Annotated in this window: 20 protein-coding genes; 18 read left to right on the top strand and 2 right to left on the bottom strand. The window is 65.3% G+C overall.

What is annotated here, in order from left to right; all coding sequences use genetic code 11:
* Positions 1-216: 216 nt before the first annotated feature.
* The 10 genes from X268_RS27815 to X268_RS27770 all read left to right on the top strand — a co-directional run bounded on the left by X268_RS27815 (position 217) and on the right by X268_RS27770 (position 9,184).
* On the top strand, positions 217-1,251 hold the full coding sequence (locus X268_RS27815; RefSeq protein WP_128927887.1) for an ABC transporter substrate-binding protein: 1,035 nt from the start codon (positions 217-219) through the stop codon (positions 1,249-1,251).
* A 24-nt stretch (positions 1,252-1,275) separates the two neighbouring features.
* Positions 1,276-2,316, top strand: coding sequence for an ABC transporter ATP-binding protein (locus X268_RS27810; RefSeq protein WP_128927886.1), 1,041 nt, complete (start codon positions 1,276-1,278; stop codon positions 2,314-2,316).
* The gene (locus X268_RS27805) at positions 2,313-3,188 is read left to right on the top strand and encodes an ABC transporter permease (RefSeq protein ID WP_128927885.1); all 876 of its coding nucleotides are present in this window, start codon (positions 2,313-2,315) and stop codon (positions 3,186-3,188) included. The genes X268_RS27810 and X268_RS27805 overlap by 4 nt, the downstream gene beginning before the upstream one ends.
* On the top strand, positions 3,185-3,991 hold the full coding sequence (locus X268_RS27800) for an ABC transporter permease (RefSeq protein ID WP_128927884.1): 807 nt from the start codon (positions 3,185-3,187) through the stop codon (positions 3,989-3,991). The genes X268_RS27805 and X268_RS27800 overlap by 4 nt, the downstream gene beginning before the upstream one ends.
* A gap of 8 nt (positions 3,992-3,999) precedes the next feature.
* Positions 4,000-5,133 carry an NAD(P)/FAD-dependent oxidoreductase gene (locus tag X268_RS27795; protein WP_128927883.1) on the top strand — a complete coding sequence of 378 codons (1,134 nt, stop codon included), beginning with the start codon at positions 4,000-4,002 and terminating at the stop codon, positions 5,131-5,133.
* 28 nt (positions 5,134-5,161) lie between these two features.
* Positions 5,162-5,458, top strand: a complete 297-nt coding sequence (locus X268_RS27790; protein WP_128927882.1) for a (2Fe-2S)-binding protein — start codon at positions 5,162-5,164, stop codon at positions 5,456-5,458.
* Positions 5,455-6,873 carry a (2Fe-2S)-binding protein gene (locus X268_RS27785; protein WP_128927881.1) on the top strand — a complete coding sequence of 473 codons (1,419 nt, stop codon included), beginning with the start codon at positions 5,455-5,457 and terminating at the stop codon, positions 6,871-6,873. Before X268_RS27790 ends, X268_RS27785 begins: the two co-directional genes overlap by 4 nt.
* Positions 6,870-7,991, top strand: a complete 1,122-nt coding sequence (locus X268_RS27780) for an NAD(P)/FAD-dependent oxidoreductase (RefSeq protein ID WP_128927880.1) — start codon at positions 6,870-6,872, stop codon at positions 7,989-7,991. The genes X268_RS27785 and X268_RS27780 overlap by 4 nt, the downstream gene beginning before the upstream one ends.
* Positions 7,992-8,006: 15 nt before the next feature.
* Complete coding sequence (locus tag X268_RS27775) at positions 8,007-8,354, top strand: RidA family protein (protein ID WP_128927879.1); 348 nt, start codon at positions 8,007-8,009, stop codon at positions 8,352-8,354.
* A gap of 110 nt (positions 8,355-8,464) precedes the next feature.
* Positions 8,465-9,184, top strand: a complete 720-nt coding sequence (locus X268_RS27770; RefSeq protein ID WP_128927878.1) for a hypothetical protein — start codon at positions 8,465-8,467, stop codon at positions 9,182-9,184.
* Here the strand turns inward: X268_RS27770 and X268_RS27765 are convergent.
* Entirely contained in the window at positions 9,174-10,022 is an 849-nt protein-coding gene (locus tag X268_RS27765) for a tetratricopeptide repeat protein (protein WP_128929411.1), read from the bottom strand. The two genes, X268_RS27770 and X268_RS27765, sit on opposite strands and share 11 nt — an antisense overlap.
* A gap of 235 nt (positions 10,023-10,257) precedes the next feature.
* Here X268_RS27765 and X268_RS27760 point away from each other — a divergent pair, with 235 nt between their 5' ends.
* The gene (locus tag X268_RS27760) at positions 10,258-11,871 is read left to right on the top strand and encodes an ABC-F family ATP-binding cassette domain-containing protein (protein WP_128927877.1); all 1,614 of its coding nucleotides are present in this window, start codon (positions 10,258-10,260) and stop codon (positions 11,869-11,871) included.
* A gap of 187 nt (positions 11,872-12,058) precedes the next feature.
* Here the strand turns inward: X268_RS27760 and X268_RS27755 are convergent, their stop codons facing one another.
* Positions 12,059-13,393: a dicarboxylate/amino acid:cation symporter gene (locus X268_RS27755; RefSeq protein WP_128927876.1), complete on the bottom strand. Its 1,335-nt coding sequence runs from the start codon at positions 13,391-13,393 to the stop codon at positions 12,059-12,061.
* Between the two features lie 141 nt (positions 13,394-13,534).
* Here X268_RS27755 and X268_RS27750 point away from each other — a divergent pair, with 141 nt between their 5' ends.
* The 7 genes from X268_RS27750 (at position 13,535) to X268_RS27720 (ending at position 22,156) form a co-directional block, all read left to right on the top strand.
* Positions 13,535-14,854 carry a solute carrier family 23 protein gene (locus X268_RS27750; protein WP_128927875.1) on the top strand — a complete coding sequence of 440 codons (1,320 nt, stop codon included), beginning with the start codon at positions 13,535-13,537 and terminating at the stop codon, positions 14,852-14,854.
* Positions 14,855-14,926: 72 nt separating this feature from the next.
* Positions 14,927-15,763, top strand: coding sequence for an SDR family oxidoreductase (locus X268_RS27745; RefSeq protein WP_128927874.1), 837 nt, complete (start codon positions 14,927-14,929; stop codon positions 15,761-15,763).
* Positions 15,764-15,808: 45 nt separating this feature from the next.
* Positions 15,809-16,630 carry an NAD-dependent protein deacetylase gene (locus X268_RS27740; protein ID WP_128927873.1) on the top strand — a complete coding sequence of 274 codons (822 nt, stop codon included), beginning with the start codon at positions 15,809-15,811 and terminating at the stop codon, positions 16,628-16,630.
* 141 nt (positions 16,631-16,771) lie between these two features.
* On the top strand, positions 16,772-18,856 hold the full coding sequence (locus X268_RS27735) for a hydantoinase/oxoprolinase family protein (protein ID WP_128927872.1): 2,085 nt from the start codon (positions 16,772-16,774) through the stop codon (positions 18,854-18,856).
* Between the two features lie 2 nt (positions 18,857-18,858).
* Positions 18,859-20,517 (top strand): hydantoinase B/oxoprolinase family protein, encoded by a 1,659-nt coding sequence (locus X268_RS27730; protein WP_128927871.1) that lies wholly within the window; start codon positions 18,859-18,861, stop codon positions 20,515-20,517.
* A 33-nt stretch (positions 20,518-20,550) separates the two neighbouring features.
* A complete protein-coding gene (locus X268_RS27725; protein ID WP_128927870.1) occupies positions 20,551-21,552 on the top strand; it encodes a TRAP transporter substrate-binding protein in 1,002 nt (333 codons plus the stop codon).
* A gap of 10 nt (positions 21,553-21,562) precedes the next feature.
* Positions 21,563-22,156: a TRAP transporter small permease subunit gene (locus X268_RS27720; RefSeq protein ID WP_128927869.1), complete on the top strand. Its 594-nt coding sequence runs from the start codon at positions 21,563-21,565 to the stop codon at positions 22,154-22,156.
* The last annotated feature ends 6 nt before the right edge of the window (positions 22,157-22,162 follow it).

Genomic DNA, 22,162 nt, shown 5'->3' with positions numbered 1-22,162 from the left:
TGGAAGTATAGGTCTGCGATCTTTTTCATCAGAGCTGGAGCCAGCCCGCTTTTTCGGCAGATTGGAGGGGTTCAAACCTCCAAATCGCGCCAAATTCCGCCGAACAGGGGCCGGAGCCCTGTGTGGTGAGGGATTTGCGCGGAAGGAAATGCGGAAGGCGCTTCGGCCGGAGATTTGTCGGCACGTCACCTCATTCCGGTATGGAGATCGGTCCACATGAAGACTTTTCGCCTTCTGACCGCGGTCAGCATCGCAGCGCTGATTGCCGCCCCCTCAGTCGCCTCGGCCCAGCAAAAGACGCTCTACGTCGCCGGCTATGGCGGCTCGTTCGAGAAGACCATCCGCGACGAGGGGATCCCGAGCTTCGAGAAGGAGAACGGCGTCAAGGTCGAATACGTCGCCGGCAATTCCACCGACACCCTGGCCAAGCTCCAGGCGCAGAAAGGTAACCAGCAGATCGACGTCGCGATCGTCGATGATGGTCCGATGTACCAGGCGATCCAGCTCGGCTTCTGCGGCAAGCTCGACGGCCTGCCCGCCGATCTCTATGACACCGCCCGCTTCAAGGACGATCGCGCCGTTGCGATCGGCATCGTCGCGACCGGCCTGATGTACAACACCAAGGTGTTCAAGGAAAAAGGCTGGGCGCCGCCGACCTCGTGGAACGATCTGAAGGACACGAAGTACGCCAAGCAGCTCGTGATTCCGCCGATCAACAACACTTACGGTCTCGAAGCGCTGGTGATGCTGTCGAAGATGAACAGCGGCGGCGAGACCAACGTTGATTCCGGCTTCAAGATCTTCAAGGAACAGATCAATCCGAACGTGCTCGCCTATGAGCCGTCGCCGGGCAAGATGACCGAGCTGTTCCAGTCCGGCCAGGCCGTCATCGCGGTGTGGGGCACCGGCCGCGTGCAGAGCTTTGCCAATACCGGCTTCCCGGTCGACTTCGTCTATCCGAAGGAGGGCGCAGCGACGCTGCTGACCACCGCATGTCCGATCAGCAAGCCCAACGCCTCGCCGCTGGCGGCGAGCTTCGTCAAGATGCTGCTCGAACCCAAGATCCAGCTCGTGATGCTGAAGGATTACGGCTACGGCCCGGTGCTGAAATCGCTGGTGATCCCGCCGGAGCTCGGCAAGATGGCGCCGATCGGCGAGCGCGCGGCGAAGCTCTACAATCCGGACTGGACCGTCATCAACGAGAAGCGCGAGGAGTGGACCAAGCGCTGGAATCGCGAGGTCGAGCGCTGATCTGATCGTTTGCGGAGACAGCGTATGGCCTATCTCGAGCTCGACCGGGTCGCAAAACAGTTCGGCGCGCAGACTGTGGTCGACGACTTCAGCCTGTCGGTGGGGAAGGGGGAGTTCATCTCCTTCCTCGGCCCCTCCGGCTGCGGCAAGACCACGACACTGCAGATGATCGCGGGCTTCCTCGACCCCACGCGCGGCGCAATCCGGCTGGAAGGCAAGGACCTGACCGCGATCCATCCTGCCAAACGTGGCCTCGGCATCGTGTTCCAGAGCTACGCACTGTTTCCGCACATGACCGCGGCGGAGAACGTCGCCTTTGGTCTCGAGATGCGCGGTGTGCCACGCGCTGAGAGGTCCGAGCGCGTCCGTGCCGCGCTCGCGATGGTAGGCCTTGCCGGTTACGAGGACCGTCACCCGCGCCGTATGTCCGGCGGCCAGCAGCAACGCGTGGCGCTGGCGCGCGCGCTGGTGATCAAGCCGAGCGTGCTGCTGCTCGACGAACCGCTGTCGAACCTCGACGCCAAGCTGCGCGAGGAGATGCAGATCGAGCTGCGCCAGATCCAGCGCACCATCGGCACCACCACGATCCTCGTCACCCACGACCAGAACGAGGCGATGTCGCTGTCCGACCGCATCGTCGTGATGAGCCAGGGCAAGATCGAGCAGATCGGCACGCCGCAGGAAACCTATGAGAAGCCGGCCTCGGCCTTCGTCTCGCAATTCCTCGGCAAGACCAACGACTTTGCCGGAACGATCGACCGCACCGTCGCGCCGACGCAGTTGGCGGCGGGCTCCTGGCGCGCCCCGGCGCCGGCCGGGCTCGGCGGTCCCGTGACCGTCAGCGTTCGTCCCGAAAGAATCGGCTTCGGCGATACAGGGCTCAGCGCAAAGATCGTCACGCGCATCTTCCAGGGCAATCACTGGCTGTTCCAATGCGACAGCGAATGCGGCTCGGCGATCGTGATCCGCCAGAATGACGGCACGGCGCAGCCGGCCGAAGGCGACGCGGTTCGCCTCACCTGGCGTCCCGAGGACATGAGCGTGCGCGCGAGGGCAGGCGCATGAGCATGGCCGCCGAGGAGCGCAGCGTACGCGCGCCGTGGGCGCTGAGCGCGCCCGCCTTGATGCTGTTCGTCGGTGTGCTGCTGATTCCGCTGGCGATGACGGTGATGCTGTCGTTCCACGATTGGGGCCAGTACAAGGGAATCGAGCCGGTCTTCATCCTCAAGAACTGGCACGAGATCGCGACCGATCCCTATTACGCCGAGATGTTCTGGCGGACGTTTCGGATCGCGATCCTGACCACGCTGCTCACGGCTCTGCTCGGCGCGCCCGAAGCCTACATCCTCAACCGCATGAGCGGCCGCTGGAAGAGCTTTTTCCTGCTGGTCATTCTCGGCCCTCTCTTGATCTCCGTGGTGGTGCGGACGCTCGGCTGGGCGTTGCTGTTCGGCGGCAACAACGGTCTCGTCAACAAGCTCCTGATGTCGCTTGGCGTGATGCGCTCGCCAATTCCCTTCATGTTCACCGAAACCGGCATGGTGGTCGCGCTCGCGCATGTGATGATGCCGTTCATGGTGCTGTCGGTGTGGGCGGCGCTGCAGCGCCTTGATCCGCAGATCGAGAATGCCGCGATGTCGCTCGGTGCGGGTCCCGTCACCATCATTCGCCGCATCGTCATGCCGCAGATCATGCCGGGCGTGCTGTCGGGCGCCATCATCGTGTTCTCGCTCTCGGCCAGCGCCTTCGCGACACCGGCGATCATCGGCGGTCGCCGGCTCAAGGTCGCCGCGACGCTGGCCTATGACGAGTTCCTCAACACCCTGAACTGGCCGCTCGGGGCCGCGGTCGCGACGCTGCTGCTGGTCGCACTGGTGCTGATCGTCGTTGGCAGCAACGCGCTGATCGAGCGGCGCTATGCCGAGGTGTTCCGATGAGGCAGAACGGTCCGCTCGCGCTGATCTTTCACACCATCTTCGTCATCGTGATGGTGGCGCCGATCCTGGTGGTCTGCCTCGTCGCCTTCACGCCCGAAGGTTTTCTGTCGCTGCCGACCAACGGCTTCTCGCTGCGCTGGTTCAAGACCATCGCGAACTATCCCGAATTCATCCACGCGTTCTGGGTCAGTCTCGGCCTCGGCGCGCTGTCCTCGCTCGTGGCGCTCCTGTTCGCGGTGCCGGCGGCGCTGGCGATCGCGCGCTACCGCTTTCGCGGCCGTGATGCGCTGGCGGCGCTGTTCCTGTCGCCGCTGATGATCCCGCATGTCGTGCTCGGCATCGCCTTCCTGCGCTTCTTCACCTCGGCCGGCCTCGGCGGCAGCTTCGCCGCGCTGATCATCGCCCATGTCATCATCGTGTTTCCGTTCGCGCTGCGGCTGACGCTGGCGGCGGCGACCGGCATGGACCGCACGGTGGAGATGGCGGCGGTCTCGCTCGGTGCCAACGGCTGGACGCTGTTCCGACGCGTGACGCTGCCGCTGATCTTGCCCGGCGTCATCAGCGGCTGGGCGCTCGCCTTCATCCAGTCCTTCGACGATCTCACCATGACCGTCTTCCTCGCCGCGCCCGGCACCGAGACGTTGCCGGTGCGCATGTTCCTTTATATCCAGGACAACATCGATCCGCTGGTGACGTCGGTCTCGGCCTGCGTGATCGCAATCACCATGACCGCCCTCATTCTGCTCGACCGCTTCTACGGGCTCGACCGCGTGCTCGCCGGCAAGGGCGATACGGGACGATAGGAGAACTCATGTCAGGGGACTACGACGTCGCCGTCGTCGGCGGCGGACTGCTCGGCTCCGCCATTGCCTGGGGCCTCGGCCGGCTCGGCAATAAGGTCGCCGTGCTCGATGAAGGCGATATCACCAAGCGTGCCTCGCGCGCGAACTTTGCGCTGGTCTGGGTGCAGAGCAAGGGGCTCGGCATGCCCGCTTATACGGTCTGGACCGTGCAGGCGTCGCAGGCGTGGGGCCGGCTCGCGTCCGAGCTGAAGCAACAGACCGGCCTCGACGTCTGCCTCCAGCAGAATGGCGGTTTTCACCTCACCCTCGGCGAGGACGAATTCGGCCAACGCGCCGAGTTGGTCAAGCGCATGCACAACCAGGTCGGCGCCGCCGACTACAAGATGGAGATGCTCTCGGCCTCCGAAGTGAAGAAGTCGCTGCCGTTGATTGGGCCCGAGGTCTCGGGTGGCAGCTATTGCCCGCTCGACGGCCACGTCAATTCGCTGCGTACCTTCCGGGCCTTCCACACCGGCTTCAGGGCGTTCGGCATCGACTATTTTCCGGAGCGCCCGGTCTCGGCGATCAGCAAGAGCGGCGGCGAATTCCGTCTGACCACGCCGAAGGGCGAGCTTCGCGCTGCCAAGATCGTGCTGGCCGCCGGCAACGCCAACCAGACGCTGGCGCCGATGGTCGGTCTCTACGCGCCGATGGGGCCGACCCGCGGCCAGGTCGTGGTGACTGAGCGCACCATGCCGTTCCTGCCGCATCCGTTGACGACGATCCGCCAGACCGACGAGGGCACGGTGATGATCGGCGACAGCAAGGAGGACGAGCTTGACGATCGCGCGCTGAAGCATTCGATCAGCGCGGTCATGACCGATCGCGCCCAGCGCATGTTCCCGCATCTGTCGCGGCTCAACGTGGTCAGGAGCTGGGCCGGCATCCGCGTGATGCCGCAGGACGGCTTTCCGATCTACGACCAGTCGGAGACGCATCCCGGCGCCTTCGTCGCCTGCTGTCATTCCGGCGTGACGCTCGCGTCCAACCACGCTTTCGAGATCGCGCGCATGGTCGCGCAAGGCGCGCTCGAGCCGGAACTCGTCGGCGCATTCTCCGCCAGCCGCTTCGGCACAGGCGCGCCGAACAACAGCGGTTACTAGAGATACCGAAGGAGCCAAGAGGCATCCCATGTTCAAGAGATCCGAGCGGGACAAACGTCCGCAAGTGCAGATTTTCGTCGATGGTGTCGCCGTTGCGGCGCGCCAGGGCGACACCGTCTCTGCCGCGCTGCTGGCTTCCGGCTGCGATGTCCGCCGCTCGACTGCGGTGAGTGGGGTGCCGCGTCTGCCTTATTGCATGATGGGCGTGTGCTTCGACTGCCTCGTCACCATCGACGGCGTCGGCAATCGGCAGGGCTGCCTCGTGCCGGTCGCCGATGGCATGCAGATCGAGATCCAGAAGGGCAAGCGGGAGATCGGAAAATGACTGTGGCTCCCAAGCGCGAAGACTATGATGTCGTGGTGATCGGCGCCGGGCCAGCAGGCCTTGCTGCCGCGGCAACCTCCGCCGAAGCCGGCCTGTCGACGCTGCTGCTCGACGAGAATATCGGCCCCGGCGGTCAGGTGTTTCGCGCGATTTCCTCGACGCCGGTGACCGACCGCAACCAGCTCGGCGCTGACTATTGGGTCGGTGCCGATCTCGTGCAGTCGCTGCGCGCGAGCGATGCTGAGGTCATTCATCGCGCCACGGTCTGGAGCCTCGACCGCAATCTCGAGATCGCCGTGTCGATCGGCGGCGCGTCCGCTTTCGTCAAGGCGAAGCGCGTGATCCTGGCGACCGGCGCGCTGGAGCGGCCGTTCCCGATTCCGGGCTGGACGCTGCCGGGTGTGATGACCGCCGGCGCGGCGCAGACCATGCTGAAATCGTCGGCCCTGGTGCCCGACGGCCGCACCGTGATCGCAGGACAGGGCCCGCTGCTCTGGCTGCTCGCGGCGCAGATCCTGCGCCTCGGGGGCCGCATCGATCGCATTCTCGACACCACCGAGCGCGGCAATTATTTCGCGGCGCTGCCGCACGCTTTCGCCTTCCTGACCTCGCCCTATTTCGCCAAGGGCCTGTCGATGATGCGCGAGGTGAAAGCGAAGGTGCAGGTCGTCTCCGGCGTCACCGAGCTCTTTGCGTCCGGTGACGGCCAGCTTGCCAGCGTGAGCTATGTCGCCGGCGGCAAGCGCGAGACCATTCCGGCCGATCTTCTGCTGCTGCATCAGGGTGTCGTGCCCAATGTCAATCTGGCGATGTCGGCCGGTGTCGAGCATCGCTGGGATGATTTGCAACTCTGCTGGTCGCCAGTGCTCGATGCAAACGGCAGCTCGTCGGTCGCCGGCATCGCGATCGCGGGCGACGGCGCGGGAATCGGCGGCGCGAATGCTGCGGTGGTTCGTGGTCGTATCGCTGCGCGCGCCACGATCGAAGCGCTGGCGCCCGCGGTTGCCGCAAGGCTGCCTGCAATGGCAACGCTTCGCGCCGATCTTGCCAAGGCCGAGCGCGGCCGCGTCTTCCTCGACACCCTGTTCCGCCCCGCGCCGCAGTTCCGCATTCCCTCGGGCGACACCATCGTCTGCCGCTGCGAGGAAGTCACCGCGAAGGACGTGCTCGATTCGGTCGCGATCGGCGCGACGGGGCCGAACCAGCTGAAGGCCTATCGCCGTACCGGCATGGGGCCGTGCCAGGGCCGGCTCTGCGGCCTCACCGTCACCGAGCTGATGGCGCAGGCGCGCGGCAAGACGCCGCAAGAGATTGGCTATTACCGGCTGCGCGCGCCGGTGAAACCGATCACGCTCGCCGAGCTCGCCGCCGTTCCGAAGAGCGAGGCCGACGTCAAGGCCGTGGTGCGCGGATGAGCACAAACGTGGATGCGATCGTCATTGGCGGCGGCATCCACGGGTGCTCGACCACGTTACATCTGTGCCTCGCCGGCCTGAAGCCGGTGCTGATCGAAAAGGACTATGCCGGCCGCCACGCCTCCGGCGTCAATGCCGGCGGCGTCCGTCAGCTTGCCCGGCACATTCCCGAGATCCCGCTGTCCATCCGCTCGATGGGGATCTGGGAGAAGATAGCTGACCTCGTCGACGACGATTGCAGCTTCGAGAGCTACGGCCAGGTGTTGGTCGCCGAGAACGAGGATGAGCTCGCGGTCTGCCGTGCGCGCGTCACCGAGCTCAATGCGCTGGGCTTCACCCACGAAGAGCTGATCGATGCGGCCGAACTGCGGCGCCTGGTGCCGGCAGTCGCCGAGACCTGTCCCGGCGGCGTGGTCTCGCGCCGCGATGGCGCGGCCAATCCGGCGCAGACAACGACGGCGTTCCGCCGCAAGGCCGAGCAGCTCGGTGCGACCGTGCGTGAAGGCGTCGCCGCCGGCAACATCCGGCAGAGCGACGGACTCTGGCACGTCGATGTTGGCTCGGAGAGCTTTGCCGCACCGGTTCTGGTCAATGCTGCCGGCGCCTGGGCCGGCAAGATCGCAGCGGATCTCGGCGAGCCGGTGCCGGTCGAGACCGTGGCGCCGATGCTGATGATCACCTCGCGCGTGCCGCACTTCATTGACCCCGTCGTGATTCTGCGCGGGCGAAAGCTGTCCTTCAAGCAGTTCAAGAACGGCACCGTGCTGATCGGCGGCGGCCATCTGGCGAGGCCCTATCAGGATCGCAACGAGACGGTGCTGGACTGGAAGAGCCTTGCGGTCAGCGCCCGCACCGTGTTCGAGCTGTTTCCGGTGATGCGCGGCGCCACTATCGTCCGCGCCTGGGCCGGCATCGAGGCGAAGATGAAGGACGACATTCCCGTGTTCGGGCCGAGCAGCCGCCACAAGGGGCTCTATCACCAGTTCGGCTTCTCGCTGCACGGTTTCCAGCTCGGCCCCGGCGCCGGCGCCGTGATGGCCGAGCTGATCGTCAACGGCGGCACCCAGACCCGGATCAGCGATCTAGGCATCGACCGCTTCCATCCCTCCACGCTCTAGAGACAAGAGGACATCATGAGCATCACCCGCAGCATCCGCACGCCCATCATGCACCGCGCCGTCGAAGCCAATGGCTTTGTCTTCCTCGGCGGCACGATCGCCGACGACACCTCGGTCTCGATGGGGGACCAGACCCGCAACATCCTCGGCAAGATCGCCGGCTATCTGAAGGAGGCGGGAACGGACAAGTCGCGCGTGGTCAGCGCCTCGATCTTCGTCACCGATCTCTCCAGGAAGAAGGAGATGGACGCGGCCTGGACCGAGTTCTTCGGCGACAATCTGCCGACCCGCGCCACCGTCGGCGTTGCCGATCTCGGCGGCAGCGCGCTGATCGAGGTGGTGGTGACCGCGCTCAAGGGCTGACAGGTGCCCAGAGCCCACAACATTTCGGAGAAGTAATGATGCGGAGCGGCCGCGGGGCCTTGACCCGCGGCCGTTTCCTTTTATCGGTAGGGGACCGGCTGGAGTTCCCGATGTCCTCGCAGGTCAACGACAACAAGCACGCGATCAGATTTCGCTGCCCCGCAGAGCTCGAAGGACTGCTGCCGCAGCCGATCCCTGCCAATCTCGGCATGCCCGACTGGCTCAAGGCGATGCCGAACTCGGCCTTCAGCGCCCTCAATCAGCAGGATGACGACACGGTCAAGCGCTGCCCGCCCTTCATCGATGCGATGACATGCGGCTTCCTGATCCCGCTGATCTGTGATCTCCGCGTCGAGGATGGCGAGATCAGCTGGGACAATGACATCCCGGCGGGCGGGGCGATCGATTTTCCGCGCTCGCCCGTCAGCTTCCACGATCAGAGCCAGCTCACCGGCTCGCCATTGTTCGAGGCCGATCGCTTCGTCATCAAGTTTCACAATCTCTGGACCATAGAGGCGCCGGACGGCTACGCGCTGTTCTTCACCCATCCGGTCAACCGCTTCGATCTTCCGTTCACCACGCTGAGCGGCCTCGTCGATTGCGATCGCTATCGCGACAACTGGATCCATTTTCCGGCGCATTGGCACAACACGGGCTTTCGCGGCGTGTTGCCGAAGGGCACGCCGATCGCGCAGTGCATTCCGGTCAAGCGCGAGGATTGGACGGTGCAGGTTTCAGCCTTCACCCCGGAAGAAACGCAGCAGGTCCATGCGCTTCGCGCCACGATGAAGCGCGAGCCGGGCCTGTACCGGCGGAAATTCAGGGCGTAGCCGCTGGTTCTTGCTCGCGTTCCAGAAACTTCGCCGCCGCGCTCGGGCGGAAGAAGAAGCGACCGTGCGACGAGGCGGCCAACGCGAAGGCGGCGCGGCTGAGCATGTGTGGTCGTCCGCGAAGCACTGCGCGCAGCGCTGCCTCGCCACGGTTGCGCTCGCCCATTTCGAGCAGGCACATCGCGAGATTGGCGCGGGATGGCGCGTCGTCCGGACGCAGTCCAAGCGCGTGACGGTAGGTCTCGGCGGCATCCTTATAGGCGCCGTCGAGAAATTCGACTCCGGCGAGCTCGGTCAGGATGTCGGTTCGTCCTGGCGCGGCGGCGCGAGCGGCGGCCAGGACGGCACGCGCGCTGGTGCGATCATTGTTGCGGACATGCAGGCGTCCGAGGTCGAGTTGCAGGTCGATGTTGGCGGGGGCGCGCGTGACGGCATTCTCGATGATCCCGATGGCCTCGCCAATGTCCCCGGCATTCGCCAGCTGGCCGGCCAACTCCTGGCAAGCAGGCAGATAGGCCGGGTGGCGTGCTGCGGTGCGCCGCAATTGCGCGATCCCGTCCGTTGCGCGCCGCGCGCGGCATAGTGCGTGACCGAGCAGCGTCTCGATTTCCGGATCGTTGCCTTGCCGTGCGGCTTTCTCGAGCGGCGCGATCGCCTCCTCCGCGCGCTCCAGGCCGAGCAGCGCATGGGCCAGAATCAGAACAGCATTCCGATCGGTGCGATTTGATTTCAGGGCTTCGCCGGCAAGCCGGCATGCGATGTCGAACTGCCTGGCTCGCAACGCCAGGAAGGCCTGCTGAAGCAGCTGGGCGAGGGCGCTGTTTGGCTTACCGCTCACGAAATTGCCTCCCTTGGCTGAGACACTCCGACCCTGGTGCCTCTTACCGCGTGCCCTGGGCAGTGTCCATCGACGGCTTCGGGAAGCATCGCCGATCACACCGATGACGCTAGTCGGAATGCGGCCTTGATCCCGCCGCCCAGCGGGATTATGAGCGAGGCTTCAATCAGGAAGCTCGCAGCCATGGATTTCACCCCGACCGCAAAGCCCATCCGCCTTGCCCACGGGGAATTCCATGCCTGCTTCAATCATCCTGTCGAATCTGTCGCTGTCCACGCCTGACGGCCGTTCTCTCTTCTCCAACCTCGATCTGACATTCGGCGCGGAGCGGACCGGCCTCGTCGGCCGCAACGGCGTCGGCAAAACGACGCTGCTTGCGTCGATCTGCGGCGAGCACGGTCCCCGGGCCGGGGGTGTCGTCGTCACCGGAACCGTCGGGTTGCTGCGCCAAGACGTTCAGCTTGTTGCGGGCGCGACCGTGGCCGATTTGTTCGGCGCGCGAGGTCAGCTCGCGTTGCTGCGCCGGGCCGAGCGCGGGGAAGCCTCGGCCGACGAAATCGCCGAGGTCGATTGGACCCTCGAAGCACGCTTGCAGGCTGCCCTTGCACGCCTCGGGTTCGATCTCGCTCCCGAGACCGAACTGGAGCGGTTGTCCGGCGGCCAGATCACGCGGGTTCGCCTCGCTGCACTGGTCTTTGCCGAGCCCGACTTCCTGCTGCTGGACGAGCCCACCAACAATCTCGACCGCGCCGGCCGCAAGGCCGTGATCGATCTCGTTGCGGCCTGGCGTGGTGGCGCGATTGTCGTCAGCCACGACCGGGGCCTGCTCGACACGATGGATGCGATCGTCGAGCTGTCGTCGCTTGGAGCCAGGCGATACGGCGGCAATTGGAGCAGCTTTCGCACGCAGAAGGCCGTCGAGCTCGCGGCCGTGAAGCACGACCTCGCGCGTGCCGAGAAGCGCCTGTCCGAGATCGACGGGAAGGCGCAGGAGGCTGCCGAGAAGAAAGCGCGCAAGGACAGCGGCGGCAGAAAGAAGCGCGCCAAGGGCGACATGCCGCACATCCTGGCCGGCGCGCGCAAGGACCGAAGCGAGGATACCGGCGGCAAGAATGCCCAAATCGCCGAGCGGCAGCGCGCGGAAGCGCTTCAAGCCGTCGACACGGCGCGCCGGCGCATCGAGGTTCTTCAGCCGCTCTCGGTCAAATTGCCCGCGACCGGCCTGCCCGCGGGCCGTGAGGTGCTTTGGCTCGATGGCGTCAGCGCGGGCTATCGACCGGAGCAGCCTGTCTTGCGCGATCTTTCATTTGCCATCGGCGGGCCGGAGCGTGTTGCGCTGGTCGGGCCCAATGGCTCCGGCAAGACGACGCTGCTGAGGCTCATCGCGGGCGAGCTGCGTCCGCTCGCGGGCACCGTGCGGATCAGGCCGGATTTCGCGCTGTTCGATCAGAAGGTCAGCCTGCTCGATCCGGCGCGCTCCATCATGGACAATTTTCGGCGTCTCAATCCGAAAGCGGGTGCGAATGAGTGCCATGCCGCGCTGGCCCGATTCATGTTTCGCGCCGATGCGGCCTTGCAAATCGCGGGAAGCTTGAGTGGCGGACAGATGTTTCGCGCGGGCCTCGCTTGCGTGCTGGGCGGGGCACCGCCGCCGTCGCTGCTGATCCTGGACGAGCCGACCAACCATCTGGACATCGACTCCATCGAAGCCATCGAGGCCGGCTTGCGGGCCTATGACGGCGCGCTGCTGGTTGTCAGTCACGACGAGGCTTTCCTGGAGGCGATCGGGATCACGCGGCGGCTCGATCTTGCCGCCAAGGTGATCCGCATCGATGGCGGGATCGTCTGATCCCGCCTGGCGGTCCGGATGTGGTTGTGATTTTCAAAAACCCGACGCCCTGCCCCCAGCGCGTCGGGTGGAAAAAACGAGTATCAATCAGTAATCCCAATCCGATTATTGTGATGCGTGCCGCAGCAATTTTCTACTCCGGGAAACTACCGCGCTGGAACCGCTGTGCCTTTCCTCTTGCGCGGGCTTATGAGGCCGCGTTTCCGCCCGGCTCCAGCGCCTCGCCGATCTCCAGCGGGTGGGCCATGGTCTCGTGCAGCGCATCGCGATCGAGCTCGCCTTCGGAAATGCTGATGACGACGCAGGCAACGCCGTTGCCGATCAGATTGGTCAGCGCGCGGCATTCGCTCATGAATTTGTCGATGCCGACCAGGATCGCAATCGACTGGATCGGGATGTCGGGCACGATCGAGAGCGTCGCGGCGAGCGTGATGAAGCCGGCGCCGGTCACGCCCGAGGCGCCCTTCGAGGTGATCATGGCGATGCCGAGAATGCCGAGCTCCTGCCAGATCGTCAGATGCGTGTTGGTCGCCTGCGCCAGGAACAGCGTCGCCAGCGTCATGTAGATATTGGTGCCGTCGAGATTAAAGCTGTAGCCGGTGGGAATGACGAGCCCGACCACGGAACGCGAGGCACCGAGATGTTCCATCTTCTGGATCATCTGCGGCAGCACCGTCTCGGAGGACGAGGTGCCGAGCACGATCAAAAGCTCGTCCTTGATGTAGGCAATGAAGCGCAGGATCGAGAAGCCGGCGAGGCGCGCGATCGCCCCCAGCACGATCAGCACGAACAGGATGCTGGTCAGGTAGAACGTGCCGATCAGGGCGGCGAGATTGAGCAGCGAGCCGAGGCCATAGGCGCCGACGGTGAACGCCATCGCGCCGAAGGCGCCGATCGGCGCCACGCGCACGATGATGCGGATGATACCGAAGAACATCTTCGCGGCCTTGTCGATCGCGTCCGCAATGGGCTCGCCCGCCTTGCCGAGGAAGGCGATGGCGAAGCCGGACAGGATCGAGATCAGCAGCACCTGCAACAGGTCGCCGCGCGCGATCGCGCCCACATAGCTGTCGGGGATGATCGCCATCAGATGGGCGACGATGCCTTCCTCCTTGGCCTTGGTGACATAGGTTGCCACCGATTTCGGATCGATCGTGGCGGGGGCGATGTTGAAGCCGTGCCCGGGCTGGAGCACCTCGCCGACCAGCAGGCCCACCGCGAGCGCGACGGTCGAGACCGTCTCGAAATAGATCAGCGACTTCAGCCCGACCCGGCCGACGCGCTTGAGGTCGCCCATCGAGGAGATGCCGTGCACGACGGTGCAGAAGATCACCGGCGCGATCATCATCTTGATCAGCGCGATGAAGCCGTCGCCGAGCGGCTTCAAAGCCTTGCCGAGATCGGGATAGGCATAGCCGATCAAAACGCCGAGCGCGATCGCGATAAGGACCTGGACGTACAGGATCTTGTACCAGGGCTGATGCCGGGCGCGGATAGCTGGCTGGATCGCGACTTGTGTCATAGAGTGGCCCCGGGAACGCATTGATGATGCAAGCATTTGATCTTGCATGTCTCGCATCATGTGATGACCGTCGCAGAAGCGACAATCACATTTTTGTCTGTTCGCACGAAGATCGATCGCTGCACCGCAATCGGGGGGAACATGTCGACAGCAATGGGCTCGGACGAGCAAGCACAGGGCTATTTCCCGCGTTGGAAGCTCAAGACCTCCGGCGTGATCATGCCAGAAGAGCGACTGTCATGGGGGCAGACCGTCGTCTCCGGTCTGCAGCATTGCGTCGCGATGTCCGGCTCGACGATCATCGCCCCGCTGCTGATGGGGTTCGACCCCAACGTTGCAGTCCTGTTCTCCGGTATCGGCACGCTGATCTTCTTCGTCATCGTCGCCGGTCGCGTGCCGAGCTATCTCGGTTCGAGCTTCGCATTCATCGCCGTCGTCATTGCGGCCACCGGCTATGCCGGGCAGGGGACGAACCCCAACATGTCGGTCGCGCTCGGCGGCATCATCGGCGCCGGCGTGCTGTATGGGGTGATCGCGCTGATTGTGATGTGGTCGGGGGTCGGCTGGGTCGAGAGGCTGCTGCCGCCGGCCGTCACCGGCGCCGTGGTCGCCGCGATCGGCCTCAACCTCGCCCCGGTGGCGGTCAAGGCGGTGAGCGCTGGCACGTTCGACACGGCAATCGGGCTCGCGACCGTTCTGATCATCGCCATCGTCGCCGTTGCCGCCCCCGGCCTGTGGCGGCGGCTGCCGATCATCCTCGGTGCGATCGGCGGGTATGTATTGTATTTGCTGTTCGCGAACGGGCTCGGTTTCGGCAAGCCGATCGACTTCGCGCAACTGGCGGCCGCGCCGTGGATCGGCCTGCCGAACTTCACTGCGCCGACGTTCCAGGCCGACGCAATCTTTCTCATTGCCCCGGTCGCGATCATTCTCGTCGCCGAGAACCTCGGTCACATCAAGGCGGTCGGCGCCATGACGGGCCGAAGCCTCGATGCCTATCTCGGCCGCGCCCTGTTCGCCGACAGCTTAGCAACCATCGTTGCCGCCTCAGGCGGCGGCACCGGCGTCACCACCTACGCCGAGAATATCGGCGTGATGGCGGCGACGAAGGTCTATTCGACATTGCTGTTTGCTTTCGCCGCCATTGTGTCGATCCTGCTCGGCTTCTCGCCGAAATTCGGCGCGCTGATCCTGTCGATCCCGGGCCCTGTCATCGGTGGCCTCTCGATCGTGCTGTTCGGCCTGATCGCGGCAATGGCGGGCCGGATCTGGGTCGAGAACAAGGTCGACTTTGCAAATCCTGCAAACCTGATCACCGTCGCGGTGGCGTTGACCGCGGGCGCGGGGGACCTGACGCTCAAGTTCGGCGCATTCACGATCGGCGGCATCGGCACGGCGACCTTCGGCGCCATCATCCTGTATCAGATCCTGACCTCGCCGCTGACGCGGCGCGCGGAGTGAAGCCACGAATGCGCGCAACGGATGGAACAAAACGCTTGTTCCATCCATGATGGAGCATCCCGGAGAGAACACATGCCGCAAACCGAACGTCCTCGCCCCTTTCCGTCGCGCCTTGTCGGCCAATACGCGCTGGTGACCGGCGCCTCGCAAGGCATCGGACGCGCCATCGCCGTCCGGCTCGCCCAGGAAGGCGCGACCGTCGCCATCAATTATTTCGAGAACGCGGAGCGGGCGGAGGAGACGCTCGCGCTTGCCCGGGCGGCTTCGCGCGATCGCGGCCACGACGAGCCCGATCATTGCATCGTCAGGGCCAATGTCGGCGATGAGCAGGACATTGCCGCGATGTTCGAGGCGATCCTGTCGCGCTGGAAACGTCTCGATTGCCTCGTCAACAACGCCGGCTTCCAGAAGGAATCGCCGAGCGAGGCGCTCGACGTCGAAACCTATCGACGCATCATCGACGTTAATCTCAACGGTGCCGTGCTCTGCGCGCAGAAGGCGCTCGCGCATTTCGTGGCGCGCGGGGGAGGCGGCAGCATCATCAACTGTTCGAGCGTGCACCAGATCATTCCAAAGCCCGGCTATCTCGCCTATTCGATCAGCAAGGGCGGCATGGCCAACCTGACCCGCACGCTGGCGCTGGAATTTGCCAGCCGGGGCATCCGCGTCAATGCCGTCGGTCCCGGCGCGATCGACACGCCGATCAACGCCGCCTGGACCGGCGATCCGGACAAGCGGGGCGTCGTCACCAGCCACATTCCCATGGGGCGCGTCGGCACGCCGGAAGAGATCGCCGCGGTGTTCGCCTTCCTGGCCTCTGACGATGCGAGCTACATCACTGGACAGACCCTCTATGCCTGCGGAGGCCTGACGCTGTTTCCGGAGTTTCGCGAGAACTGGGCGAGCTAGCGAGGTGATCTGGCAAAACTCGCCTGCGCAGACTACATCTGCGCCATGACAACAGCTCGGCCGGTTCACCCTCCACTTCAGGACTTCATCGCCCGGCACGAAAAGCTGTTCGTGCTGACCGGCGCCGGCTGCAGCACCAATTCGGGCATTCCCGACTACCGCGACAGCCACGGCAATTGGAAGCGAACCCAGCCGGTCAATTTCCAGGCCTTCATGTCGGAGGAGCGCACGCGCCAGCGTTATTGGGCGCGGAGCCTGATCGGCTGGAGGCGCTTCGGTCGGGCCCGGCCGAACGATGCGCATCACGCGTTGGCCCGGCTCGAGGCGAGCGGGCGCTGCGGCATGCTGCTGACCCAAAATGTCGATCGGCTGCATCAGTCCGCCGGCCACCGGCAGGGGATCGATTTGCACGGCCGGCTCGATCTCGTCCGCTGCATGGGCTGCGGGGCGAAGACCCAGCGCAGCGAATTCCAGGATGCACTTGGCCGCGCTAACGCGGAATGGTTGACGCTCGATGCCGCGGATGCGCCGGACGGCGACGCCGATCTGGAGCACGCGGATTTCTCGTCGTTCAAGGTGCCCGCTTGCGAAGCCTGCGGCGGCGTCCTCAAGCCCGACGTCGTGTTCTTCGGCGAGAACGTCCCGCGTGACGTCGTTGCCGCCGCGCGGGATCACCTGGCGCAGGCCGATGCCATGTTGATCGTCGGCTCGTCTCTGATGGTCTATTCCGGATTCCGCTTCGTAAAGGAGGCGGCGCAGCGCAACATCCCGATCGCTGCGATCAATCTCGGACGCACCCGCGCCGACGATCTCCTGACGCTGAAGGTCGAGGAGCGCTGCGAAGCGGCGCTTGCATTCCTGCTCTGATCGCGAGGGCGGCGAACACGCCTTGCCTATTGCATAGGTGCCAAGCAGAATAGCCGGGCGCGGCGTTGTCCTTGTCGGCCATGGCATGGAAATTGCTGCGTTTTCGACCTCAGTCTTGACGATCAGCACGGAGAATTTGGAATGCTTGAGGGAGCCGAAGTGCGGCTTGCCGTTGATATCGGTGGCACATTCACCGACATCGTGCTGGACGTGGGTCAAGCTCGCAAGACGCGCAAGGTGCTGACGACGCCGCAGCGGCCCGAGCAGGCGGTGCTGGACGGCATGCGTCTCATTCTCGCGGATGCGCGCGCTCATATCAGCGACATCGACGTCTTCATTCACGGCACCACGCTCGCGACCAACGCCATTATCGAGCGCCGCGGTGCCAAGACCGCCCTGATCGCGACCGAAGGCTTTCGCGACGTGCTCGATATCGGCACCGAGAGCCGCTACGACCAGTACGATCTCACCATCGACAAGCCCAAGCCGCTGGCGCCGCGGAGCCTGCGTTTCACTGTGCCCGAGCGCGTTGACGCCCACGGTGCCGTTCGCCTCCCGCTCGACGAGGCCTCGCTACGCGCGCTCGCGCCCAAATTGCGCGAGCTAGGCGTCGAGAGCGTCGCGATCGCCTTCCTGCACTCCTACGCCAATCCCGAGCACGAGCGACGTGCAGCCGCGATCCTGGCTGAGGAGATGCCTGGCATCTCCGTGACGGTGTCCTCCGCCGTCTGTCCCGAGATTCGCGAGTATGAGCGCACATCGACTGCGGTCGCGAACGCCTATGTGCAACCCCTGATCGACGGCTATCTCGCCCGCATGGCCGATGCCCTGCAGGTCGAGCAGTTCCGCGGCGCGATCTACCTCGTCACCTCCGGCGGCGGCGTCACCTCGATCGAGACGGCGCGGCGTTTTCCGGTGCGTCTCGTCGAATCCGGACCCGCCGGCGGTGCCATCTTCGCGGCGCAGATCGCGGCGCGGCTGGGCGAGAGCAAGGTTCTGTCCTTCGACATGGGCGGCACCACCGCAAAGATCTGCCTGATCGAGAAGTACCAGCCCGAAACCTCGCGCGTATTCGAGGTCGATCGCGCGGCGCGCTTCCTCAAAGGCTCGGGCCTGCCGGTGCGCATTCCCGTGATCGAGATGGTCGAGATCGGCGCCGGCGGCGGCTCGATCGCGCATATCGATGCCATGAAGCGCGTCACCGTGGGGCCGGAAAGTGCGTCCTCGGAGCCGGGACCGGCCTGCTACGGCCGCGGCGGCCAGCGTCCGGCCGTGACGGATGCGGACGTTGCGCTAGGCATGATCGATCCCGACGCGTTCGCGGCCGGCACGATCAAGCTCGATCCGGAGCTGTCGAAACAGGCGCTGCTGCGCGATGTCGGTGCGCCGCTCGGCCTGTCCGCGGAAACCGCGGCCTATGCGGTGCACGAAGTCGTCTGTGAGAACATGGCGAGCGCGGCGCGCGTCCATGCGGTCGAGCGCGGTGCCGTGGTCGGCCAGCACACGCTGATCGCCTTCGGTGGCGCTGCGCCGCTGCATGCGGCCCGCGTCGCCGAGAAGATCGGCGTCTCCCGCGTGATCGTGCCGTCGAATGCCGGCGTCGGTTCGGCGGTCGGCTTTCTTGCCGCGCCGATCGCCTATGAGCTGGTGCGCAGCCGTCACGCCCGCCTCGATGATTTCGACACCGAGGCGGTCTCCGATCTGTTGCAGGAGATGGCAACCGAAGCGCGTGCGTTGGTCGAGCCTGGCGCCGCCGGCGCACCGGTGCGCGAGCGCCGCGCCGCCTTCATGCGCTACGTCGGTCAGGGCCATGAGATCTCGGTCGAGCTGCCGAACCGGCGGCTGACCGTGGCCGATCTTGCGGGCCTGCGCCAGAAATTCGAGGCGGACTATTCCGCGATGTTCGAGCGGCCGATTCCGGGCGCGGCCATCGAGGTGTTGAGCTGGTCGGTGCTGGCGACCACCGAGGCGCGCAACCCGCCCGCCGTCGCATCCGTGGCGCGCAAGCCCGCGGCCAAGGCGTCCGGCAGCCGAAAATTCTTCGACGGCCGGGCAGGCGAGGTGATCGAGATCCCGCTCTATCGCCGCGAGGACATGGCGCCGGGCGCGACCATTGCAGGTCCGGCTGTGATTGCGGAGGACGAGACTTCCACCTTCGTCTCTACCAGTTTTGACGCCCATATCGACGGTGCCGGCAGCATCGTCATGGAACGAAAGGCGGCCTGATCATGAGCAAGGCAAATGGCGCGAGCCTGATCGACCTGCAGATCATGTGGCACCGGCTGATCGCCGTGGTCGAGGAGCAGGCGCAGGTGCTGCTCCGCACCGCGTTCAGCCCGATCGTGCGCGAATGCGGCGACCTCTCGGCCGGCGTGTTCGACCTTAGGGGGCGGATGCTGGCGCAGGCGGTGACCGGCACGCCCGGCCACGTCAACTCGATGGCGGAATCGGTCAAGCACTTCATCGACCACTTCCCGATCGCGACGATGCAGGAGGGCGATGCCTATATCACCAACGATCCCTGGATGGGCACCGGCCATCTCAACGACTTCGTCGTCACCCCCCCCTGCTTCAAGGACGGCAAGCCGGTGGCGCTGTTCTCCTGCACCAGCCATCTCATGGACATCGGCGGCATCGGCTTCGGCCCTGATGCCACTGACGTGTTCATGGAGGGGCTCTACATCCCCATGCTGAAGCTGATCGACCAGGGCGTCGTCAACGAGACGCTGATGGCGATGATCCGCACCAACACGCGGCTGCCGATCGACACCGAAGGTGACACCTATTCGCTCGCCGGCTGCAACGACGTCGGCTGCGAGCGGCTGGTCGAGATGATGAGCGAGTTCGGCATCGATACGCTCGACGAGCTCGGCGATTACATCTGCGATCGCTCGCGCGAAGCCGTGCTGGCCGAGATCGCAAAGCTGCCGAAGGGAAGTTGGCGCAACACCATGGTGGTCGACGGCTATGATGCCCCGGTCACGCTGGCGGCGACCCTGACGATCTCGGACCAGGGCATTCACGTCGATTTCGACGGCACGTCCGCAGCCTCGAAGTTCGGCATCAACGTGCCGCTGTCCTACACCACCGCCTACACCGTGTTCGGCCTCGGCTGCGTCGTCGCCTCGCAGATCCCGAACAATGCCGGCTCGCTCTCGCCGTTGACGGTGTCGGCACCCGCTGGCGCCATCCTCAATGCGCCGAAGCCGGCGCCGGTCGCCTCGCGTCACGTCATCGGCCAGATGCTGCCCGACGTCGTCTTCGGCTGCCTGCGCCAGATCATTCCCGAGCGCGTGCCTGCGGAAGGCACCTCCTGCCTGTGGAATCTCAACGTGCGCGGACAGACCCGCTCCGGGGTCGGCGGCAATTACGGGTTCTCGATGGCAGTGACCTCCAATGGCGGCACCGGTGCGCGCTTCGGCAAGGACGGGCTGTCGGCGACTGCCTATCCCAGCGGCGTGCGCGGCACCCCGGTCGAGATTGCCGAGACGCAAACGCCTTTGATCTTCTGGCGCAAGGAGCTGCGTCCGGATTCCGGCGGGGCAGGCCGCACCCGCGGCGGCCTCGGCCAGATCATCGAGGTCGGCAGCGGCGTCGATGCGCCGTTCGATATTCTCGCGGCGTTCGACCGCATCGATCATCCGCCGCGCGGCCGCGATGGTGGCCAGAACGGCGAGGCCGGCTATGTCGGCCTCAAGTCCGGCAAGAAGCTGCGTGGCAAAGGCTTTCAGCAGGTGCCGCCGGATGACCGGCTGGTGGTGCTGACGCCCGGCGGCGCCGGCATCGGCGATCCCGCGGCGCGCGATCGGGCGGCGGTCAAGGACGACGTCGAGAGCGGACTCGTGTCTGCCGACAATGCGGTTGCAGTTTATGGGTACGCGCGCTGAGGCGTCGGTACGTTTGGTAAACGGAGGGGTGCAATGATCACGCGACGGAACTTCACCGCGGGCGCAGCGACGCTGCTCGCCGCCGGCCACATCTCGACCCGCGCCCGTGCGGCGACGACAAGCTGGGACATGTCGACGGTTTGGCCCGATGGCAATTTCCACACTCAGAACGCGATGGCCTTCGCCGAAGAGGTGAAGAAGCAGACGGGCGGCTCGGTCGCGATCACCGTGAAGGCCGGTGGCCAGCTCGGCTTCAAGGGACCCGAGCATCTGCGTGCCGTGCGCGACGGCCTGGTACCGCTCGCAGATGTCCTCAACATCCAGCAGGTCGGCGACGAGCCCTTCATGGGCGTCGAGAGCATTCCGTTCCTCTGCGGCTCCGTGGAGGAGTTGAAGGTGCTGCACAAATATGTGCGGCCCGAATACGAGAAGATCGCGGCTCGCAACAACCAGAAGATCCTCTACATCGTGCCGTGGCCGACGCAATATCTGCACCTCAAGGCGAAGGTCGCCGACGTCGAGGGCCTGAAGAACATCAAGATCCGCGTGCCCGACAAGAATGCGGTCGAGATGCTGAATGCGATCGGCATGGCGGCGGTGATGATCCCCTGGGGCGAAACGATCCCCGCGCTTGCCTCCGGCGCGGTGGCCGGCGTCTCCACCTCCTCGGTGTCTGGCGTCGACGGCAAGTTCTGGGAATTCCTGAAATATGTCTATCCGACGAACCACGTCTGGTCGTCGCAGATGCTGACCGTCAATCTCGATTCCTGGAAGGCGCTCTCTGCGGATCAGCAGAAGCTCGTCGCGGATATCGCCGCGAAGATGGAGCCGGGCTTCTGGGCCAATTCGCTCAAGGCCGACGTCGACAGCCTCAACCGCCTCAAGGAGGGCGGCATGGAGGTGGTGCCGGTTTCGGATGCGATGATGACGGACATCCGGGCCAAGACCGCGCCGCAGTTGGATGCCTTCCTCAAGCGCGTGCCGGCGGCCGACAAGCCGGTGCGGGCCTATCTCGCCGAAATGAAGCGCGGCTGAGGGCGGGATCGTGGCGAGCGTTTCGTCCGAAGCACCGCAAAGCCTCAATGCAGCGGCCCCAGTGCCGCTGCGTATCCTGCTCGACGGCATCGACCGTCTCGGCCGTCTCGACGGCTGGATCGGCGGGGGCTGCCTGTTGATGCTGACGCTGCTGATGCTGTGCGAGGTCGCAACGCGCTTCCTGTCGAACTTCCTGTCGTTCTTTCCCCCGACGATCTCGATCGCCTGGGAATATTCGTCTTATCTGATGGCGGCGTCCTTCACCTTCGGCGCCGCCATGACCCTGCGCGTCGGCGGCCACATCCGTGTCGTGCTGCTGCTCAAGAACGCACCAAGGCCGATGCAGCGCGCGCTCGAGATCCTGTCGGCGGCCGCTGGCTTCGCCTTCATGGCCTTTCTCACGTCAGCGATGGCGAAGTTCGCCTTTGCCGCGTACACGCGCGGCCAGGTCTCGACCTCCAGCGACACGCCGCTGTGGTTTCCGGAAGCCGTCGTCACCTTCGGCATGCTGCTGCTCACGCTCCAGTTCCTGGCGCGCGCAATCCAGGCCGGGCTTGGGCTGCCGCTGGAGGATCACCGCATGAAGGCCTCCCCCGTCGAATGACCGCCT

This window comes from Bradyrhizobium guangxiense (assembly GCF_004114915.1).
Classification (GTDB): domain Bacteria; phylum Pseudomonadota; class Alphaproteobacteria; order Rhizobiales; family Xanthobacteraceae; genus Bradyrhizobium; species Bradyrhizobium guangxiense.
Note: the sequence above shows the minus strand (reverse complement) of the source record. Positions and strands in the feature narration are given on the sequence as shown.